Source organism: Bacteroidetes bacterium SB0662_bin_6, assembly GCA_009839485.1.
Classification (GTDB): Bacteria; Bacteroidota; Rhodothermia; order Rhodothermales; family VXPQ01; genus VXPQ01.
Genome location: VXPQ01000032.1, coordinates 161,625 through 178,733 on the forward strand (window position 1 = coordinate 161,625; position 17,109 = coordinate 178,733).

The window sequence follows — 17,109 nt, forward strand, 5'->3', positions numbered from 1 at the left end:
GTATCATGTCCCTTTTCGCTATCCTTCTGTTGCTGCAATCCGCGGCTGCGCCTCCTGTCGCACAGCGTGCGCAAGACGAAGCAGCGGGCGCCGCCCCGCCTGCTGTGGAGCAGACACAGGAACCCGAGGCATCACCCGAAGGACTGTGGGCGCCAAGCGGCAAACGGGACGGACGACGCGGTAACGACCTGTACCGTCAGGAAGCCTACGACGATGCCGCGGCCGCCTATGCCGGCGGCATCGCCATCCTTCCCGACGATGCCCAACCGCATCTGCGCTATGGCCTGCGCAACAACCTTGGAGCAGCGCTCCTCAAGTCAGGCAACGCCGAATCCGCCCGCCAGACGTTCGATCAGGCCATTGCGGAAGCCGGGGAAACCGGCGAAGAAATCGACGTTGCCCGATCGGCCTATAATGCCGGCAACGCCGCTTTTGCCGTGCAGGACCTTGAGGGAGCACTCGCATACTACCGCGACAGCCTGCTTCGGAACCCGGATAATGAAGATGCCCGGTTCAACTACGAATTCGTGAAACGGCGCATCGAAGAGCAGGAACAACAGGAACAGCAAAACAGCCAGCAACAAGAACAGAATCAGGAACAGGAACAGCAGGAATCCGGCAACGAAAACAGCAACAACGACCAGAACGAACCGCAACAGGACGAAAACGAGTCGCCACAGCAGCAAAGTGGGCAGAATGAGCAGCAGGACGAAAACGAACAGCCACAAAACGAATCCCCACAGGAGCAGGAACAGCAACCACAGAACAGGCAAACCGGAGAACAGCAACTGAGCCAGGCCCAGGCCGAGCGTATCCTGCAGGCCCTGGAACAGGAAGAAGGCAACCTGCTACGGGAAATCCAGCGTACCGAGATGCGCCCGCACCGGGTGGAAAAAGACTGGTAGAAAAAGGCGGGACGTGCAATGAAAAAACACTTGTTTCATATCGGGATACTGATGCTTTTCGGAATGCCGGCGGCGTACGGACAGGATATCGAAGTCCGCGCCACGGTCAACGAAACGACCATCGGCGCCCGGGAGCAACTGATTTTCAGCGTGGAAGTCGCGGGAGCCGGATTTTCCGGTGTCGAAACCCCCTCTCCGCCGGAGGCTGAAGGGCTCGCGCTCCTGCAAAGCACTCCGAGCGTGCACCGCAACATGACGTTCACGAACGGTGCGCTTGAGCAAAGTGTAACGTTCCGCTGGAGCTACCGCCCGCTTCAGGAAGGCCCGGCCCGCCTTCTGGCCACCAGCGTGACCGTGGACGGACAGACCTGGGAAACACAACCGCTCGAAATCATCGTAGTGGACCAGGCCCAACGGCCTCAGCAACCACAGCCCCAGGCTTCAAACTGGCCATTCGGCGCACCTTCGCCCACCTGGCCTCAGGATAGCCGCAAAAACAACACACCTGCGGTTCTCGAACCGAACGATTTGTTTATCCGCGCCGTGCCCAGCGCCACCACGGCACACCAGAACGAACAAATCGTCGTCGAGTACCTGCTGTATTTCCGGGACGGCATCCAGTTGCGTCACAGCCGTCTTGCGGGGTCCTGGGACGCCGAGGGATTCTGGCGCGAGGAATTCGACATCGACACGCGTCCCCTACCCGGAAATGTAGTAGAGAATGGGTTACTCTATCACACGATTCCGCTGAAGCGGGTCGCTATCTTCCCGACCCGGCCCGGTACGCTCACGGTCGATGCGCTTGAGGTCGAATCCGAAGTGCACCTGCCGTCCGCAACACGAAGCAGCCCATTCGACCGGCTTTTTTCGTTGCGCGGGCAATTCCAGCCTGTCGAGATCGCTTCCGAACCGCTTGGGCTGCGCATTACTCCGCTGCCTGAAGGCGCGCCGTCCGCTTTTTCCGGAGCGGTCGGTACCTGGAATGTAACGGCTTCGGTCAACAAGACAGACGTGGAGGTAGGCGAACCCCTGCATATTGTCATTACTATCCGGGGGACCGGCAACGTAGCCACGCTGGACGAACCGGCATTTGCCCCCCCGGGGGCCTTCGAGCGGTACGAACCGAATATCGAAACATCCATCAACCGGGGGGGACGGCGCATACAGGGCCGCAAGACCTTCGAGTATATCGTGATCCCGCGCGCCAATGGATCGTTCGAGATGCCTCCCGTTATATTCGCCTGGTATGACCCCGGGCAGGATCGCTATGTGGAGCAACAGGCCGAACTGCCCGTTATTCGCGTTACCGGCTCGGTTGAGGCGTTGGCGGCAGGAACCACCGCCGCGGGCTTCCCCGTAGACGATATCGCGGGTATTCTGGCGATTTCCGGTAGCTGGCGGCCGATCGAAGAAACGCCTCTGCACCGACGCGCCTGGCCGTATGCCGCACTCCTGTTTCCGCCGGGCTTCCTGCTATTTCTGTACGTCCGACGCCGCCATGCCGATCGGCTGTCGAGCGATACGGAATATGCACGCGGCAGGATAGCGCATCCGCTGGCCCGCAAGCATCTGCGGCAAGCCGGGAAATTGCTGGAAAGCGCTCAGCCCATTGCCTTTTACGAAGAAATAGAGCGAGCGCTGAACGGTTTCATCGGCAACCGGCTGAACGTTCCCGAAACAGGATGGACCCGCGACCAACTGGACGCTTGCCTGCACGGCGCCGGGGTAGAAACCAGCGTCCGCGGGCTCCTGCGCGAACTCCTCGATGAATGCGATCAGGCCCGATTCGCACCCGTACTGCCCGACCGTACCGCTATGGAAAGTGCGCACGAACGGGCGGCTTCGCTGATTGTCGCCGTGGACGAAGCGGTCACATCGACCCGCAACGGAAAAACGACCGGAGTAAACAAGGCGGCAATCCTCGGGCTGCTCACCATACTGCTACTCCCCTGCGCGCGCTCCGCACAGGCGCAAGACATTCCGGAAGCAGTGCGCCATTTCGACGAGGGAAACCGTCTCTTCCGCGAAGGCGCCCACAGAGATGCCGTGACCAGTTACCAGAACGCCCTTGAAGCCGGATATGCAAGCGGCGCCTTGTACTACAACATGGGGAATGCATATTTCCGACTGGACGAAATCGGACAAGCCATCCGATTCTACGAAAAGTCCCGGCGATACATGCCGGAAAGTGAAGAACTGGCGCATAACCTCACTATTGTCCGGGACCGGACCACCGACAGTTTCTCGCAACTGCCCGCCCCCTTCTGGCGCCCGGCATGGAACCGCCTCGTTCACACCCTGTCCCCGACCGGCATCTTCCTGTTCGGACTGCTGGGCTATGGAGTGGCCTCGGCAGCCCTTGCCATGCGCATCCGCCGTACCCGGTCTCCATGGTTGCGGCGTGCAGTGCTGGCCGGGATAGTGAGTGCCACCCTTTTTGTCCCGTTCGGGTTCGTTGCATCCTGGGAAGAAATGCACACGGTGCAGGCCGTCATGCTGGAAGACGCCACGGACCTGACCGACCGCCCGGATGGATCGGCTACAGACCTGACCGTACACGAAGGCGCCGTCGTCAAGGTCGTAACGGTCCGTGCCGCCTGGAGCGAAGTGCGTCTGCCGAACGGGGTCCAGGGGTGGGTTCCCACCAGCGCCTACGGCGAAATTTGAAAAAGTAATGGCAAATTTGTCTCGTGTGCGTACCGGGTGAAACAGACGACGAGACATTGACAACCGGCCCCGTACAGACTATACTTATTCAACCGGTTCACGCCCCTCCGGCCCCTACAGAACCGTCTCGTCAACATGTCCGAACAGAGGTATCTCGTCACCGCGCGCAAGTACCGCCCGCAGCGGTTCGACGAACTGGTGGCGCAGGAGCACGTCACGGAGACGCTCCGTAACGCGATCCGATTGGATCGGCTGGCTCACGCGTATCTTTTCAGCGGGCCGCGCGGCGTCGGCAAGACCACCGCAGCACGCATTCTGGCAAAGGCCATCAACTGCACCACCGCACCGGAAGAACGCGACGGGCAGGCGGAACCGTGCCGCGCCTGCGAGCAATGCCGCACGTTCGAGGAAGGACGCAGCCTGAACGTCATCGAGATCGACGCCGCCTCGAACAACCGCGTCGACGATATTCGCGACTTGAGGGAAACGGTGCGCATCCCCCCGCAGGGCGCCCGCCGCAAGGTGTACATCGTAGACGAGGTGCATATGCTCTCGACGGCAGCCTTCAATGCGCTCCTTAAAACCCTGGAAGAGCCGCCGCCGCATGTCCTCTTCATCTTCGCAACGACCGAGCCGCACAAAGTACTCCCCACCATTCTGTCCCGGTGCCAGCGGTTCGATTTTCGCCGTATTTCCGTACCCGAAATCGTTGCCCGGTTAAATGACATCTGCAAAGAGGAAAATATCCGCGCAGACGAAGCCTCCCTGCTGCTCATTGCACGCAAGGGGGATGGCGCGCTCCGGGATGCGCTGTCGGTATTCGATCAGGCCGTTTCGCTGTGCGGTTCGGACATCGCCTACGCAGAGCTCGTCAAGGCGCTTGGCGTGGTAGACATCGACCGGTATTTCGAAGTGACAGATCGGATCGCCGCGCGCGATATGGGAGGAATGCTGCAACTGGTCGAAAACGCGATCCGGGCCGGGCATGACCTCCAGGAGTTTCTTGCCGGACTGACGGAGCACCTGCGCAATCTTCTTGTTGCGCGCACGATGGAGAATACGGAACTGATCGAGGCGGCGGAAGCGACCCGGAAACGCTATGCCGAGGCGGTGGCGCCTTTTTCGGAAATGGACCTGCTGCGTCTTCTGACGCTCGCTGCCAATGCGGAAAGCACGCTCAGAAACAGTATCCAGCCGCGCCTGAAGGTAGAAACCATCCTGCTGAACATGGCGATGGTCACACTGGGTGCAGACCTGCGCGAGGCGCTTGCAAAAATAGATCGGCTGGAAGCCGCAGAACCGGACAGGCGGTCTCCCGGTAACGCAAACACCAAGGCGTCGGCAAGCCCGCGCGCGCCGGAAAAAACGACATCGACTGCGCGCAAAGCCACGGCCTCACCTCTCCAAAAAAAACAAAACGCCCCGGCGCCCCGTAACGCCGACCCGGATACGCCCCCGGGCGATCCCGAACCCAGGGCCGCGCCGAAAGCACCGCCCCCCCGGAAAGACGAGCATCCTTCGGAATTGGCGCCGCCTGCGGCGCTGACTCCCGTGACCGCGCCTGCAGAAACCCCCGAGCCTGTCCGGCAACCCGATGCCTCCCCCTCCATTGCCGACACCCTGTTCGGCGACCCCCTGATTCCACGCGACAGCATCCCGACCGAAGACACACTGAGTACCGCTGGCGGGCAGGATATCGCAGCCGAAGTAGACACCGCCGTCCTTGAAACGGTCGAAACGGACGCCATCGTCGCCCCGGATGAAAATGCGAACCCCATTGCAACCGTCTGGAACGATCTGCTGGAGCACGTCAAGGAGGATAAAATACAGATATGGTCCATGCTGCATCGCGCGCAGCCGGAAGGATACGACGAGGGCATCATTCACATCGCTGTCCCGGACGACTTCCACCGGCGTGTACTGACCGAACGCGCCGGCTACATAACCGGGCAACTGAAGTCATTGGCGAAGGTGCCGATCCACACGATTCAATGTGCAGTACGCGAAGACATGAACACCTCCGGACCAGACGGCGCCGCCGAAACCGCCGCCGATTTTGATCCGTACGAATACATGGAACGCAAACGCAAGGAAAATCCGGTGGTGCGCGAAATTTTCGACCAGTTCGGGGGTGAACCCGTCTGGTGATACCCGCAATGCGTACACCTGCGATTATGTCGTTAAACTTTTTTCTCTCTTGATCTCCGGAAAACGGTGAATGGTATGCCCGACGGCGTAAATATGGCCGACATGTTCGGCATGGTGATGGAAATGCAGAAGAAGATGAAGGAGGCACAGGAGAACCTTGCCTCCAGAACCGTAACGGCCGAGTCCGGCGGCGGCATGGTCAAGGTGACCGCCAACGGCGCTCGCCGCATCACGAATATCCGTATTGAGCCAGGGGCGGTCGATCCCGAAGACGTTGAATTGCTGGAAGATCTTGTCGTAGCCGGAGTAAACAAGGCGCTCGATGAAGCCGAGGAGATGGCGAACAAGGAAATGGGCGGCATTGCGGGCGCCATGCTCCCCCCGGGCATGGGCCTGCCTGGATTTTGAACCTGTACCCGGAACCTCGCGGTAAAGCAGCTTGCATTGCCTGAACGCAGCCTGCCTCTGAAACAGTACGTACACGCATGGGATTCACCTCCGAATCGGTTGAGGCGCTTGTCGAGCAGTTTGCCAAACTGCCTGGCATCGGGCGAAAGACGGCGCAGCGGCTGGCGGCCCACGTACTCAAAATGTCCCGCGCCGAGATCGCAGAACTGGCGCACACGCTGATCAGGGTCAAGGACACCGTCAAGCAATGTTCCGTCTGCTGCAACGTAACCGATGCAGACCCTTGCGCCATCTGCAGTTCACCACAACGCGACCATGCCGTAATTTGCCTCGTGGAAGAAGCCAATGACGTCCTGGCGATCGAGCGCCTCAATGAGTACCGGGGCGTATATCATGTACTGGGAGGGGCCATCTCGCCACTGGACGGCATAGGCCCGGAAGATCTCCATATCGCCGAACTCCTGCAACGCATCGACCCGACCCATGAGCAGGCCACTGCACCGGTATCGCAAAACGGGCGGGCGTCTGCCGGGGAGAACACAGAAGACGCACCCGTTCCGAATACACGTATCCCCCCAAAGGAAATTATTTTTGCACTGAATCCTACAGTGGAGGGAGACACCACGGTCTATTATCTCTCTCAATTGCTCAAACCCGCCGGCGTGCGCCTGACGCGCATTGCCCGGGGTCTGCCCATAGGGGGAGACCTCGAATACGCCGACGAAGCCACGCTGGCCCGCGCCCTTGAAGGCCGCAGCGCCCTCTGACCGCCCATGTTAACGCGCCGAGGGTCTACGCTCCTTGCCGTTCCCGTCCTGCTCATACTTGCAGTGTACGTGCTCTACCCGAGCCTGCGTACGTTCGAATTGGGGCTGACCGCGGAAAACTACTCCCGACTGTTTTCTTCCTGGTCGTCCGCAAACGTACGGGCCCTGTTCAATTCCGTATTCATCTCTGTGGCGACCGTGCTTGGGGGAGGTATACTTGGCACAACGCTGGCCTGGTGTTTTCATCGCTTCCGGTTCCCGCTGCGCGGTACGCTGATGGCGGTCGCCGCCTTCCCCCTTGCACTGCCTCCCCTTGTAGGCGTGCTTGCCTTTCTCTTCCTGTACGGCGAAAGCGGTATTCTCCCACGGGTGCTTCAGGATATCTTCCGTCTCGCCAATGCGCCGTTTGCATTCGAGGGCCTCTCCGCCGTCTGGCTCGTGCATGTCTATGCCATGTACGTCTATTTTTACCTGTTTGTGTTATCGGCGCTCCGCAACGTGGACAAGAGCCTGCCCGAAGCTTCCGCAGATCTTGGCGCCTCCGGGGCCACCACGTTCCGGCGCGTGATCCTGCCGCAACTGAGACCGGCGCTTGCCGGAGCGGCCCTGCTCGTTTTCATGATCTCCATGGCATCCTTCACGGCGCCACTCCTTTTCGCCGGCACAGAGAGTTTCCTGACGTTGCAGATTTACAACTACAAGACGAATGGCAACCTCCCTCTGTCGGCAGCTGTCTCCGTCCTGCTGACTGCGATCTGCCTGCTGTTTCTTTTTCTGCTCGAAAGCCGCCGCAGGCGTAGTGTACAGGGAGCAGCAAAAGGAGTCGCCGCTCCGCCGGTACCCGTTCGGAGCGGAGCCGGGCGGATCGTTGCCGTCGCAGCGGCTCTGCCCATGCTGGCGTTCCTGCTTTTGCCCGTGGCGACCGTCGTACTGATCTCGTTTGCACAGGAAGGGAGCTGGACCTGGCAGATTTTTCCGACGGCGTATACCTTCGACAATTATGCAGCGCTTTTCCGGGATCCGGACGTACTCGATCCCATCTGGAACAGCTTGCGCATGGCGCTTCTCGCGACCGCCGGAAACATTGTGTTCGGCGTCGGGGCCGCCCTGTACATCGCGAAGGGAAAAATCCCGGGGCGCGGACTGGCGCGCCTGCTCACGGCCCTCCCGTTCGCCATTCCGGGCACCGTGATCGCAGTAAACCTGATCGTCACCTTCAACGAACCTACCCTGCCTGCACTGAACACCATCCTCGTCGGAGGATTCTGGATTTTGCCGCTGGCGTATTTCATTCGCCACATCCCTTTCGTGGTACGCTCGACCACCGCAGCCCTCGAGCAATTCGACGACCGTCTTGCGGAAGCTTCCGCCGATCTCGGCGCCCGATTCGCCACCACGTTCCGCCGCATCGTGCTACCGGCCATCTCGCCGGGTATCTGGGCGGGCGCCCTGCTTACCTTCGTCGCATCGGTGGGCGAATTCGTTTCGTCCATCATGCTCTATGTTTTCGACAACCGTCCGATCAGCGTGGAAATTCTGGCTCAGTTACGCCTTTACGACTTCGGCGCCGCAGCAGCCTATAGCGTATTCCTGATGCTGTTGATCGGACTGGCCACCGTGGCTGTAGGAAGATCGGGCACATCCATTGTATAGGATACTATAGGGCCACTTCGCTCAGCGCTTCACGTTCGCACGTGAAGTGCCCTTCCGGAGGCCGAGAGGGGCACGCTGGTCGACTTCTTCCCGAAGACTGCACGGAAACGCCGCCATACTGCACAGATTTCCGCCGGCAATGCGCGCAGGGAACTATTTCACTCCGGTTCGTAGGAAAGAACTCCTGTCGGACCGGCAACGCGCCATATTCTGTAAATCCTTTTTTCGAACAGGCGCTTTGTCCCACTCGACACCCTCACCCGGATCTACGATCAAATTTCCTCTCGCCTGCGCGCACTTCTGCTACCGTTTCTCGTAAACAAGGGGCTTGTCAAAAACCGCCCCGCCTTAGGACGATAAAACGCTCCGCAGCGGGGGATCAGTGTCCCCCATCAGAGTACTGCAAAACCGCCGCGGGGTAATCGGGTCGTCTATACATCGTAGTTATCCACGATCATCGCGAAGAAGTCGGGTGAGTTCGCACGCCGTACGCATAACGGGACAAAAACGCCCCGGTCGCATGGATGCCCCACGCGCGCATGCAGCAGGCGCCATCATCATGGCGGTCCTGTTGCAAGGCATGGCGGCGCACTACGGCAGCGCACAGGTTTCTCCACCGCCGAAAGACGACACCGTTTCGGATACGGACGCCCCCACATTCGGGATGATCTTTTTCAACCGCACCGCAACGGCCGACCCGGACACCCTCACATTCGAGATGATTTTCGGCAATGCCGCCGAGAGAGCCGACACGACCGATACCACGGCTTATCGCAGGGCGGATTTCTACCTGCCGTCCACACAGCCCGACCGCCGGATGGCGTCCCCGGTTCAACGGGCCCGCCGCCCCTTCTTCCCTGCACTGGGCAACTATTGGCGCCACGAGGTCGAGCTCGACTCCACCCGGAAGGAGTTTATCGTCCGCGAATTCGTCGGGGAGAGCGAGGTGCGATATCCGCTCGTCATCGACTTCGAAAGCTACCGGGAACGCCGCCTGAACGCCTGGCTCAGCGACAACTGGCGTATCATCAGCGAACAGAAAGCCCAGCAACGGCGGCAGCGGACCCGGGGCGGTATTGGATTCAATATCGCCATACCCGGCGGCCGGCAAAGCGCCTTCAGCACCATATTCGGCGCAAACACCGTGAGCCTTCGCGTAAACGGGCAGGCCAGTATCCAGGCCGGCTTCGATTACCGCAAAAGCGACCAGCAGGTGGCTGTTACGGGACGATCCGGACAACTTTCTCCGGAATTCAATCAGGACATCCGCCTTGGCATCACGGGCTCGATCGGCGACAAACTCGACATTGACGTAGACTGGGACACGCAAAATCAGTTCGAATTCCAGAATCAACTCCGGCTACAGTACACGGGATACGAAGACGAAATTATCCGGAATATCGAAGCGGGAAACGTCAACCTTTCGACGCCCTCGCGCCTGATTCGCGGCGGCCAGAGTCTGTTCGGCATCAAAAGCGAATTCCAACTGGGCGGCTGGCACCTGACGACGGTGGCAAGCCAGCAGGAAGGCCAGACGAACAGCCTGTCCATCGAGGGCGGGGCCCAGACGACGGAATTCGACATGAAGCCGACGGAATACAACGACAATACGCACTATTTCCTTGCCTATTATTTCCGCAATCGCTGGGAAGACGCCCTGCAAAGCCCTCCGCAGATACTCGTCGCCAACGGGTTCGAAAGCATCACCGACATCGAGGTCTGGAAACTCGAACGAACCAGCGCCGAAGAGGAAAATGTGCGCCAGGCCGTTGCACTGGTCGATCTTGGAGAACCCCAGGATGTCGTGCGTCTGGCCAACGGCTATACGGCGCAGACCCTTCCCGGCACCGATGTCTGGCGATACCCGCAAGCCGCGCTGGATGCGGAGGTCCGGAACGGCGAGGCCAAGCCACAGGATTATCTGGCCTCACTGGGTCTGGGCGACGACGATTTTCAGGTGGGTAAATTCAAGAAACTCCGGCCGGGGAGCGACTTCGATTTCGACAATGTGCTCGGGTATATCTCCTTGCGGCAGCGCATGCAGGAAAACGAGGCGCTGGCCGTGGCTTTTCGTTTCCGGGCAAATGGGCAAACGTATCAGGTGGGAGATTTTTCCTCGGAAACAGGGGGGGCTTCCGGCGGGCAAAATTCGGATCGCCTCGTACTGAAACTGCTCAAGCCTGTGCAACTGCGCCAACCCAACCCCGAAGGGGATTTCAACCCGGCCGCATGGTATCTCGAATTGCGCAACATCTACCGGATACCCGGCCGGGGGTTGAACCCGAACGACTTCGAACTGCAAGTGGAATACCAGCCCCCGGGCAGTCCGGCGGCTACCGTCATACCCGAACTGAACGGCGCCAAACGGCAAACGCTTCTCCAACTCCTCGGACTCGACCGTCTCAATACAGACCTTGCGGAACGCCCCGATGACATTTTCGATTATCTCGTCAACTTCACGATCAACCCTTCGAAAGGCGAGTTGATCTTCCCCTGGCTCGAACCCTTCGGAAGTCATATAGAGGACGTTATTGACGGTCTGGACATCCCTGAAAGCCAAAAACAGGCCCGCAAAAACAAATTCGCGTACGCCGGCCTCTATACGCAAAAGAAAGAACTGGCTGCTCGCCAGTCACAATTCGACGTATATCGTATACGGGGATCTTACAGAGGCGCCGTACAGGATTTCTACGACTTGCGCGCCTTTTCAGGACTCATCGAAGGGTCCGTTAACGTCACATCGGGCGGAAGCAGGCTGACGGAGGGCACCGATTTCATAGTGGATTACCAGGGCGGCACGGTCACGATCATCAATGACGCCTACCTGATCGGGGGGCGCGCCATCGAAATCGATTACGAGCAGAACTCATACTTCAACATCCAGAAAAAGACGTTGCTCGGCGCCCGCCTCGATTATGTCGTCAGCGACGAACTCGCATTCGGGAGTACGATGTTCAGACTGAATCAGAAATCCCCTATCGATAAATACCGCGTCGGGGAGGAGCCGATTTCGAACACCATCTGGGGACTGGACGGCCAACTGAACATAGAGCCTCTGTGGTTGACGCGCGCCGTCGACGCCATTCCTTTGATCCAGACCCGGGCGCCCAGCCATATCCGGGTATCCGGAGAATTTGCGCAACTCCGCCCCGGAGCAAATCCTACCACAGCCTTCGAACGGTCACGGAGGAATCTCAGAAAACTGGGCCAGGACTTCGAGGGCGACGAGTTGAGGGGCATTTCCTATCTCGACGATTTCGAGGGCTTCGAAAATACCTATTCGTTGCGGCAGGCCGGCGGGTGGCACCTCGCTTCCGCCCCCGATTCGATCAGCGTATATCCTGCCGACTTTTCGGGCTTTACGGCGGATTCGTTGCGCACCAACTGGCGCGCGGTGCTTGGCTGGTACTCGCTGCACCAGAACACGCTGGAAGATCTGATCGGAAAAAACACAAAATGTGATTCGGTGGATCCGGCTATTTGCCCGGTCCGCATCAACGAAGTATTGCCGAACAAGGATGTCAGCAAGGAATCGCATCCATTTATCCAGCCGCTTGACGTCTACTTTACGCCCCACCAGCGCGGACCGTACAACTACACGCGAGATCTCAAGGGCTTTCTCGACGAACCCCGGAACACATGGGGCGGCATGGTGCAGCGATTGCCGGAAGGATATACCGATTTCTCGACCAAGAACATCGAGTTTATCGAATTCATCGTAAAGGTGTATCCCGAACGCGGAGGACGTGTTCACCGGGATGCGAAGTTATTCGTGGATCTCGGCTCCATTTCGGAAGACATCATTCCCAACGGCCTGCTCAACACGGAGGACGGCCTTACCCTCGCCAGCGTCAGCGTACGCGATCTGGACTCATGGAGCCGCACCGCCAGCGGTACGCAGAATATTACGATCGACGTGGACGGACAACGCACGGAAGATCTTGGCCTGGACGGATTGGCTTCCTACTCCCCCTCCGATTACGACGATCTGGTAACCGAACAAGCGCATTTCAGCAATTTCCTCGATGCGCTCGACGACGGGGTATCCGACCCCCGTTACCGCGCCGAGGCGGCAAAAGCCCGGCTCGACCCTTCGGGCGACGACTTTTTCTACTTCGGAGCAAACGAATACTTCGAAAACCCGGTGTATTATCCGGGCGGCGCCAGTGTGCAGGAGCGCTTCTCCCGTTACTTTCCAAGCACGGAAATAAACTCGTTCGAGGCCCAGAAAGAGTTGGCCCCCTCTCTATACGGCAACAGGGGCAATTCGCGCCTTCCCGACACCGAGGACCTCAACATCAATTCGGCGGCCGATACCGACAACAGCTATTTTCAGTACCAACTGCCTCTGGCGCCTGCAGCGCTCGACTCCCTTGCCAGACCGGAGCGCACGAACGATTATGTCGTCACGGAAATTGCGCCGGGCGGCGGATGGTATCAGATCCGCATTCCCGTCCGGGATTTCACGCGCCGGGTCGGCAATATACAGGACTTCAGCCTCATCGAATCGATCCGGGTATGGACCACCGGACACGATAACCCTGTCACACTCCGTTTCCCGACGTTCGAGCTGGTGGGCGCCCAATGGCAGAAATCCGAGGCGGTCATATCCGAACGAAGCCTTCCGGCCGACATCCTGCGGGACCAGACGCGCCTCTCCGTTTCGAGCATAAACAACGAGGAAAACAGCACCACGTACGCCACGCCCAACGGCACGATCATCAGCCAGATCCGCACCACTGCAGGGGAACTGCAAAACGCCCGCGAACAGGCCATGGCTTTGCGGGTCGAGAACCTGACGCCCGGCAAGCAGCAGGCTATTTTCAAGACGTACAATCAGGAAGTCGATTTGCTGAAATACTCGAACCTGCGCATGTTTCTGCACATGCACGGCGAACGGGGGGACGGCGCACCCATCGAAGAGCGGGATAACGTTCGCTTCTTCCTGCGCCTTGGCGCCAACGAAACGAACGACTACTACGAGTACGAGATGCCGCTGTCCCCCAGTTCGATCGCCTCAAGAGACGCCGACGAACTCTGGCAGACCAGCCGCATGGTAGGAGGCGAACTCATCGATCTGAATTCGGTGAATATCAAACTGGGGGCCCTGAACCAGCTCAAGGTATCGCGCGACGACCGGGCCTTCGCCACAGACAGCGTCTACTGGTCGGATATTCACGATGTGCCCCTGAGTCCCGGCATCGCTGAATTCGCCCCGCCGGGTACCCGCCTCGGCGTCAAGGGAAGACCCTCCCTCGGCGGCATCAACACGATCGTACTTGGTATTCGCAACACGGCGGACTCGACCATTGCCGGCGTTCGGAACTCTCGGCCCGAAGATATTCTCGGGGATGTGACGGTCTGGGTAAACGAATTGCGGGTATCCGGCTACGATGAAACGAACGGCTGGGCCGCTATCGGAAACGCAGATATCAAACTGGCCGATTTCGCCACGCTCAGAGCCAGCTGGAAACACCAGACTGACGGCTTCGGTGGCCTGGAAAGCACGTTGGGTGATCGCGAGCAGGATAAAATATCCAACTGGAGCGTTACGACCGATGTCAACCTCGACAAATTCATCCCGGAAAAATACGGCTGGACGCTTCCCGCCTCGGTCCAGGTATCCAATCAGACGACAACGCCTCGTTTTTCACCCAACCGGGGAGACATTCGCCTTGAGGAACTGCTTACACAGACCGATCGGAACGACGAACTGACCGAGGCGGAACGTGAGCAGAAAAAAGACGAAATCATCGAAGCGGCCCAAACCCGATCCGTCACACGCTCCTACAGTATACGCGTCGGAAAGTCGGGATCCGACTCGCGGGTGTTGCGCAATACGCTGGACGGCATTGCCTTCAGTTTTTCTTCCTCGGATGCGGCGGCAAGTAATCCATCCCAGCGAAAACGGGACAACCAGCGCTGGAACTCCTCTCTCACCTACCGGGTGAATGTTCGGCGGCCGCGTACGGTGCGCCCGTTCTGGTTCCTCGGCGATATCCCCGTGTTGCGCACCCTCGGCGGATTGAACTTCAATTATGCCCCCAGGGCCGTCACGGCCGGAGCCACAGCGGCACGGAACTTCAGCGTGTCGCAAGACCGCCGCCGCGAACTTCCCGATCCGATGGCGGAATTCTTGCCGGAGCTGGTCGAATTTCCGCTGCGCCAGTCGCACGCGCTTTCGCACCGGCGCAACGGCAACCTCCAATACGATCCGTTCCAGTTCCTCAACGTGTCGTATACGGCCAGTACAAGCCAGAGCCTGAATGCAGCAGGGGTGGATACCGTATTTACTGTAATCCGGGTGGACAGTCTGAGTAACGAGAGCTTTTTTGCGAACACGACAGAAGCAGAAGCGCTCGCTTCGGGACTGATCAATGAAAACGATACACGGTACGAAATCAGCGAATTGCGTCTGGTTCGAGCAGGCCAGGTGCTCAACCGCATCTTCTCGGGACACGAAGGGGTTCGAACCGATCAGCACAACGAACAATTCACGGCTACCTTCAATCCCAGAATGCCGGCTTCCCTGGACTGGTTTAATATCCAGAATATCACCTGGAGTTCACAATTCTCCTGGAGAAACGGTTCGGTTGGGCGTAACACCGGCGCCTCTGCAAGCAACCAGTCCCAGGTGAGCGGCAGCAACACAATCCACCTGCAGGACCTGTTCCGGAAAATCCCGTTCTACGAAGTGATGGAGCAGGCAGAGAACCAATACCGGCAGGAAAAGGAGGCCGAGCGTGCACAGCGCCGGCAGGAACGCGCTGCTGCGAGAGAGGAACGCAGGGCTATCAGGGAAGCGGAGCGTGAGGAAAGAAGACGCCTGGAACAGGAAGAGGAAGAGCGCAGGGAGCGGGAAAAGGCCGCTGCAGAGGCGGCGGAAGAAGAGGGAACAGGTGAAGGCGAAGAGGACGATGCCATACAGGAAGAGGAAGAGGCGCTGCTCGAAACGGAAGAAATGCCCCTGGAAGGCGAGGAGGCGCTGCCCACGCCCGAAGTCTTGCCTGTAGAGGAAGAAGACACACCGCCTGCCGGCGAGTTGGAACTGACCGGCGAAGCCGAAGAAGAAACGCCGGGTGACGAAAACATTGAAGTGGAAGCCGAAGAAGAGGACAGCGGTCCGAATTTCTTCACGACTTTGTTGCCGAACCCTGCCTCGATAGCTCGCCGTACCCTCCTGGCAATCACAGGTATCAGGGAGTTGACGATCACGTACAGATCGAACCAGGGCAGCAATTCCAGCAACGTGGGACGGCTCTTACTGGATGATAACGACAACATCCTCGGCGTAGATGCCCCCTACAGTCTTGTGGACGCCATCTTCAATAACGAAGGGCCGCCTTTAGGATACCGCTTCGGACTCGAACGGGATCTACCCCTTGAACAGCGTATCATCAGTGACCGGATACAAGTGCGGGACGCCTTGACGGCTCAGCAGCAGATACAAGGGCGCACGACGCTCAACCCCACACAATCCCTCCAGATCAATCTGACCTGGAATGCCAATTGGACAAACAGCACCAACCGGACGTACCGTCCGGACCCGATCACGATCACAGAAACATTCACCGGATCGAACCGGGCATCCGTTTGGGTCTTCGGGCCGGGATATCTGGACATGTTCGCAAGGCAGTTGGAAACCTACCAGCAAGACGATGCCCGGGCGGCTGATTCCCGGCGCATCGGCGACGAAAATGGAGACGGGCGTATCGTGCTCACCAATGAATCCATCGTCACCGATTTTCAGGATGCCTTCCTCTCCGGCCTGGGTACAGTGGACTCACGAGGATTCCTGCCTTTCCCCATGCCCGGCTGGCAAATTTCCTGGTCGGGAATCGGGCAATGGCCCATCATCCGCAACCTGGTTACGAATGCCAGCATCCGGCATGGCTATAGCTCGGACTACGCCACGGATTACCGCCGCAATGTGATTTCGAGTGACTCGACCCGTGCTTTTGCGCTGAGTGGACAGCAAATCGTGTTTACCATCCCCGAAGACGAGATCGGGAGTCTCCGGGTAAACGAACGCTTCCAGCCGCTGATCGGGCTTGACCTTTCCTTCAAAGGCAATCTTCAGACGAGCATTACCTGGGAGAAAAGCACCTCCTACGTGCTGAGCACCACCAACTTCGAGGTGTCGGAAAACAACAACAGTCAAATCACCATGACGGCCAACTATTCCAGATCCGGCATGAAGTTGCCCTTCCTGAAAAGGATCAACAACCGGATCAGTTTCAGCCTGACTATGTCCGTTGCCAACCTGAGCGACCGGCGCTTTTTGCTGCGACGGGCGTTAACGGATTACATTGACCGCCGCCAGGAATTCCGGGTCGACGACGCACTCGAGGGAGACAACGTATCGGTTATTTCCGCTTCGAAACGCTACACGGTCGCACCCCGCATTTCCTACCAGATCAGCAATCGCGTCAGCACGGATTTCACGCTTCGCTACGAGAACTTCATCAGTGAAGACAGTCGTACGCCTTCCTCCACCAACATCAACGGTGGGGTTAATTTCCGGTTAAGCATCGCCAACTGAGCCGAATCCCGCCCCGTCA

The 17,109-nt window shown here is 58.9% G+C and carries 7 protein-coding genes; all 7 read left to right on the forward strand.

What is annotated here, in order from left to right:
* Positions 1-5: 5 nt before the first annotated feature.
* A complete protein-coding gene (locus F4Y00_05540) occupies positions 6-905 on the forward strand; it encodes a tetratricopeptide repeat protein (GenBank protein MYE04419.1) in 900 nt (299 codons plus the stop codon).
* Between the two features lie 18 nt (positions 906-923).
* Positions 924-3,572 carry a hypothetical protein gene (locus F4Y00_05545; protein ID MYE04420.1) on the forward strand — a complete coding sequence of 883 codons (2,649 nt, stop codon included), beginning with the start codon at positions 924-926 and terminating at the stop codon, positions 3,570-3,572.
* A 135-nt stretch (positions 3,573-3,707) separates the two neighbouring features.
* Complete coding sequence (dnaX, locus tag F4Y00_05550) at positions 3,708-5,720, forward strand: DNA polymerase III subunit gamma/tau (protein ID MYE04421.1); 2,013 nt, start codon at positions 3,708-3,710, stop codon at positions 5,718-5,720.
* A 75-nt stretch (positions 5,721-5,795) separates the two neighbouring features.
* A complete protein-coding gene (locus F4Y00_05555; protein MYE04422.1) occupies positions 5,796-6,128 on the forward strand; it encodes a YbaB/EbfC family nucleoid-associated protein in 333 nt (110 codons plus the stop codon).
* Positions 6,129-6,205: 77 nt separating this feature from the next.
* Positions 6,206-6,895 (forward strand): recombination protein RecR, encoded by a 690-nt coding sequence (recR, locus tag F4Y00_05560; protein MYE04423.1) that lies wholly within the window; start codon positions 6,206-6,208, stop codon positions 6,893-6,895.
* Positions 6,896-6,901: 6 nt separating this feature from the next.
* Entirely contained in the window at positions 6,902-8,548 is a 1,647-nt protein-coding gene (locus tag F4Y00_05565) for an iron ABC transporter permease (GenBank protein ID MYE04424.1), read from the forward strand.
* Between the two features lie 520 nt (positions 8,549-9,068).
* A complete protein-coding gene (sprA, locus tag F4Y00_05570; GenBank protein MYE04425.1) occupies positions 9,069-17,090 on the forward strand; it encodes a cell surface protein SprA in 8,022 nt (2,673 codons plus the stop codon).
* The last annotated feature ends 19 nt before the right edge of the window (positions 17,091-17,109 follow it).

Bases quoted from the DNA above. Each gene is read 5' to 3' on its own strand.
- sprA (MYE04425.1), top strand. From the start codon at position 9,069: ATGGATGCCCCACGCGCGCATGCAGCAGGCGCCATCATCATGGCGGTC.
- F4Y00_05545 (MYE04420.1), top strand. From the start codon at position 924: ATGAAAAAACACTTGTTTCATATCGGGATACTGATGCTTTTCGGAATG.
- recR (MYE04423.1), top strand. From the start codon at position 6,206: ATGGGATTCACCTCCGAATCGGTTGAGGCGCTTGTCGAGCAGTTTGCC.
- F4Y00_05555 (MYE04422.1), top strand. From the start codon at position 5,796: ATGCCCGACGGCGTAAATATGGCCGACATGTTCGGCATGGTGATGGAA.
- dnaX (MYE04421.1), top strand. From the start codon at position 3,708: ATGTCCGAACAGAGGTATCTCGTCACCGCGCGCAAGTACCGCCCGCAG.
- F4Y00_05540 (MYE04419.1), top strand. From the start codon at position 6: ATGTCCCTTTTCGCTATCCTTCTGTTGCTGCAATCCGCGGCTGCGCCT.
- F4Y00_05565 (MYE04424.1), top strand. From the start codon at position 6,902: ATGTTAACGCGCCGAGGGTCTACGCTCCTTGCCGTTCCCGTCCTGCTC.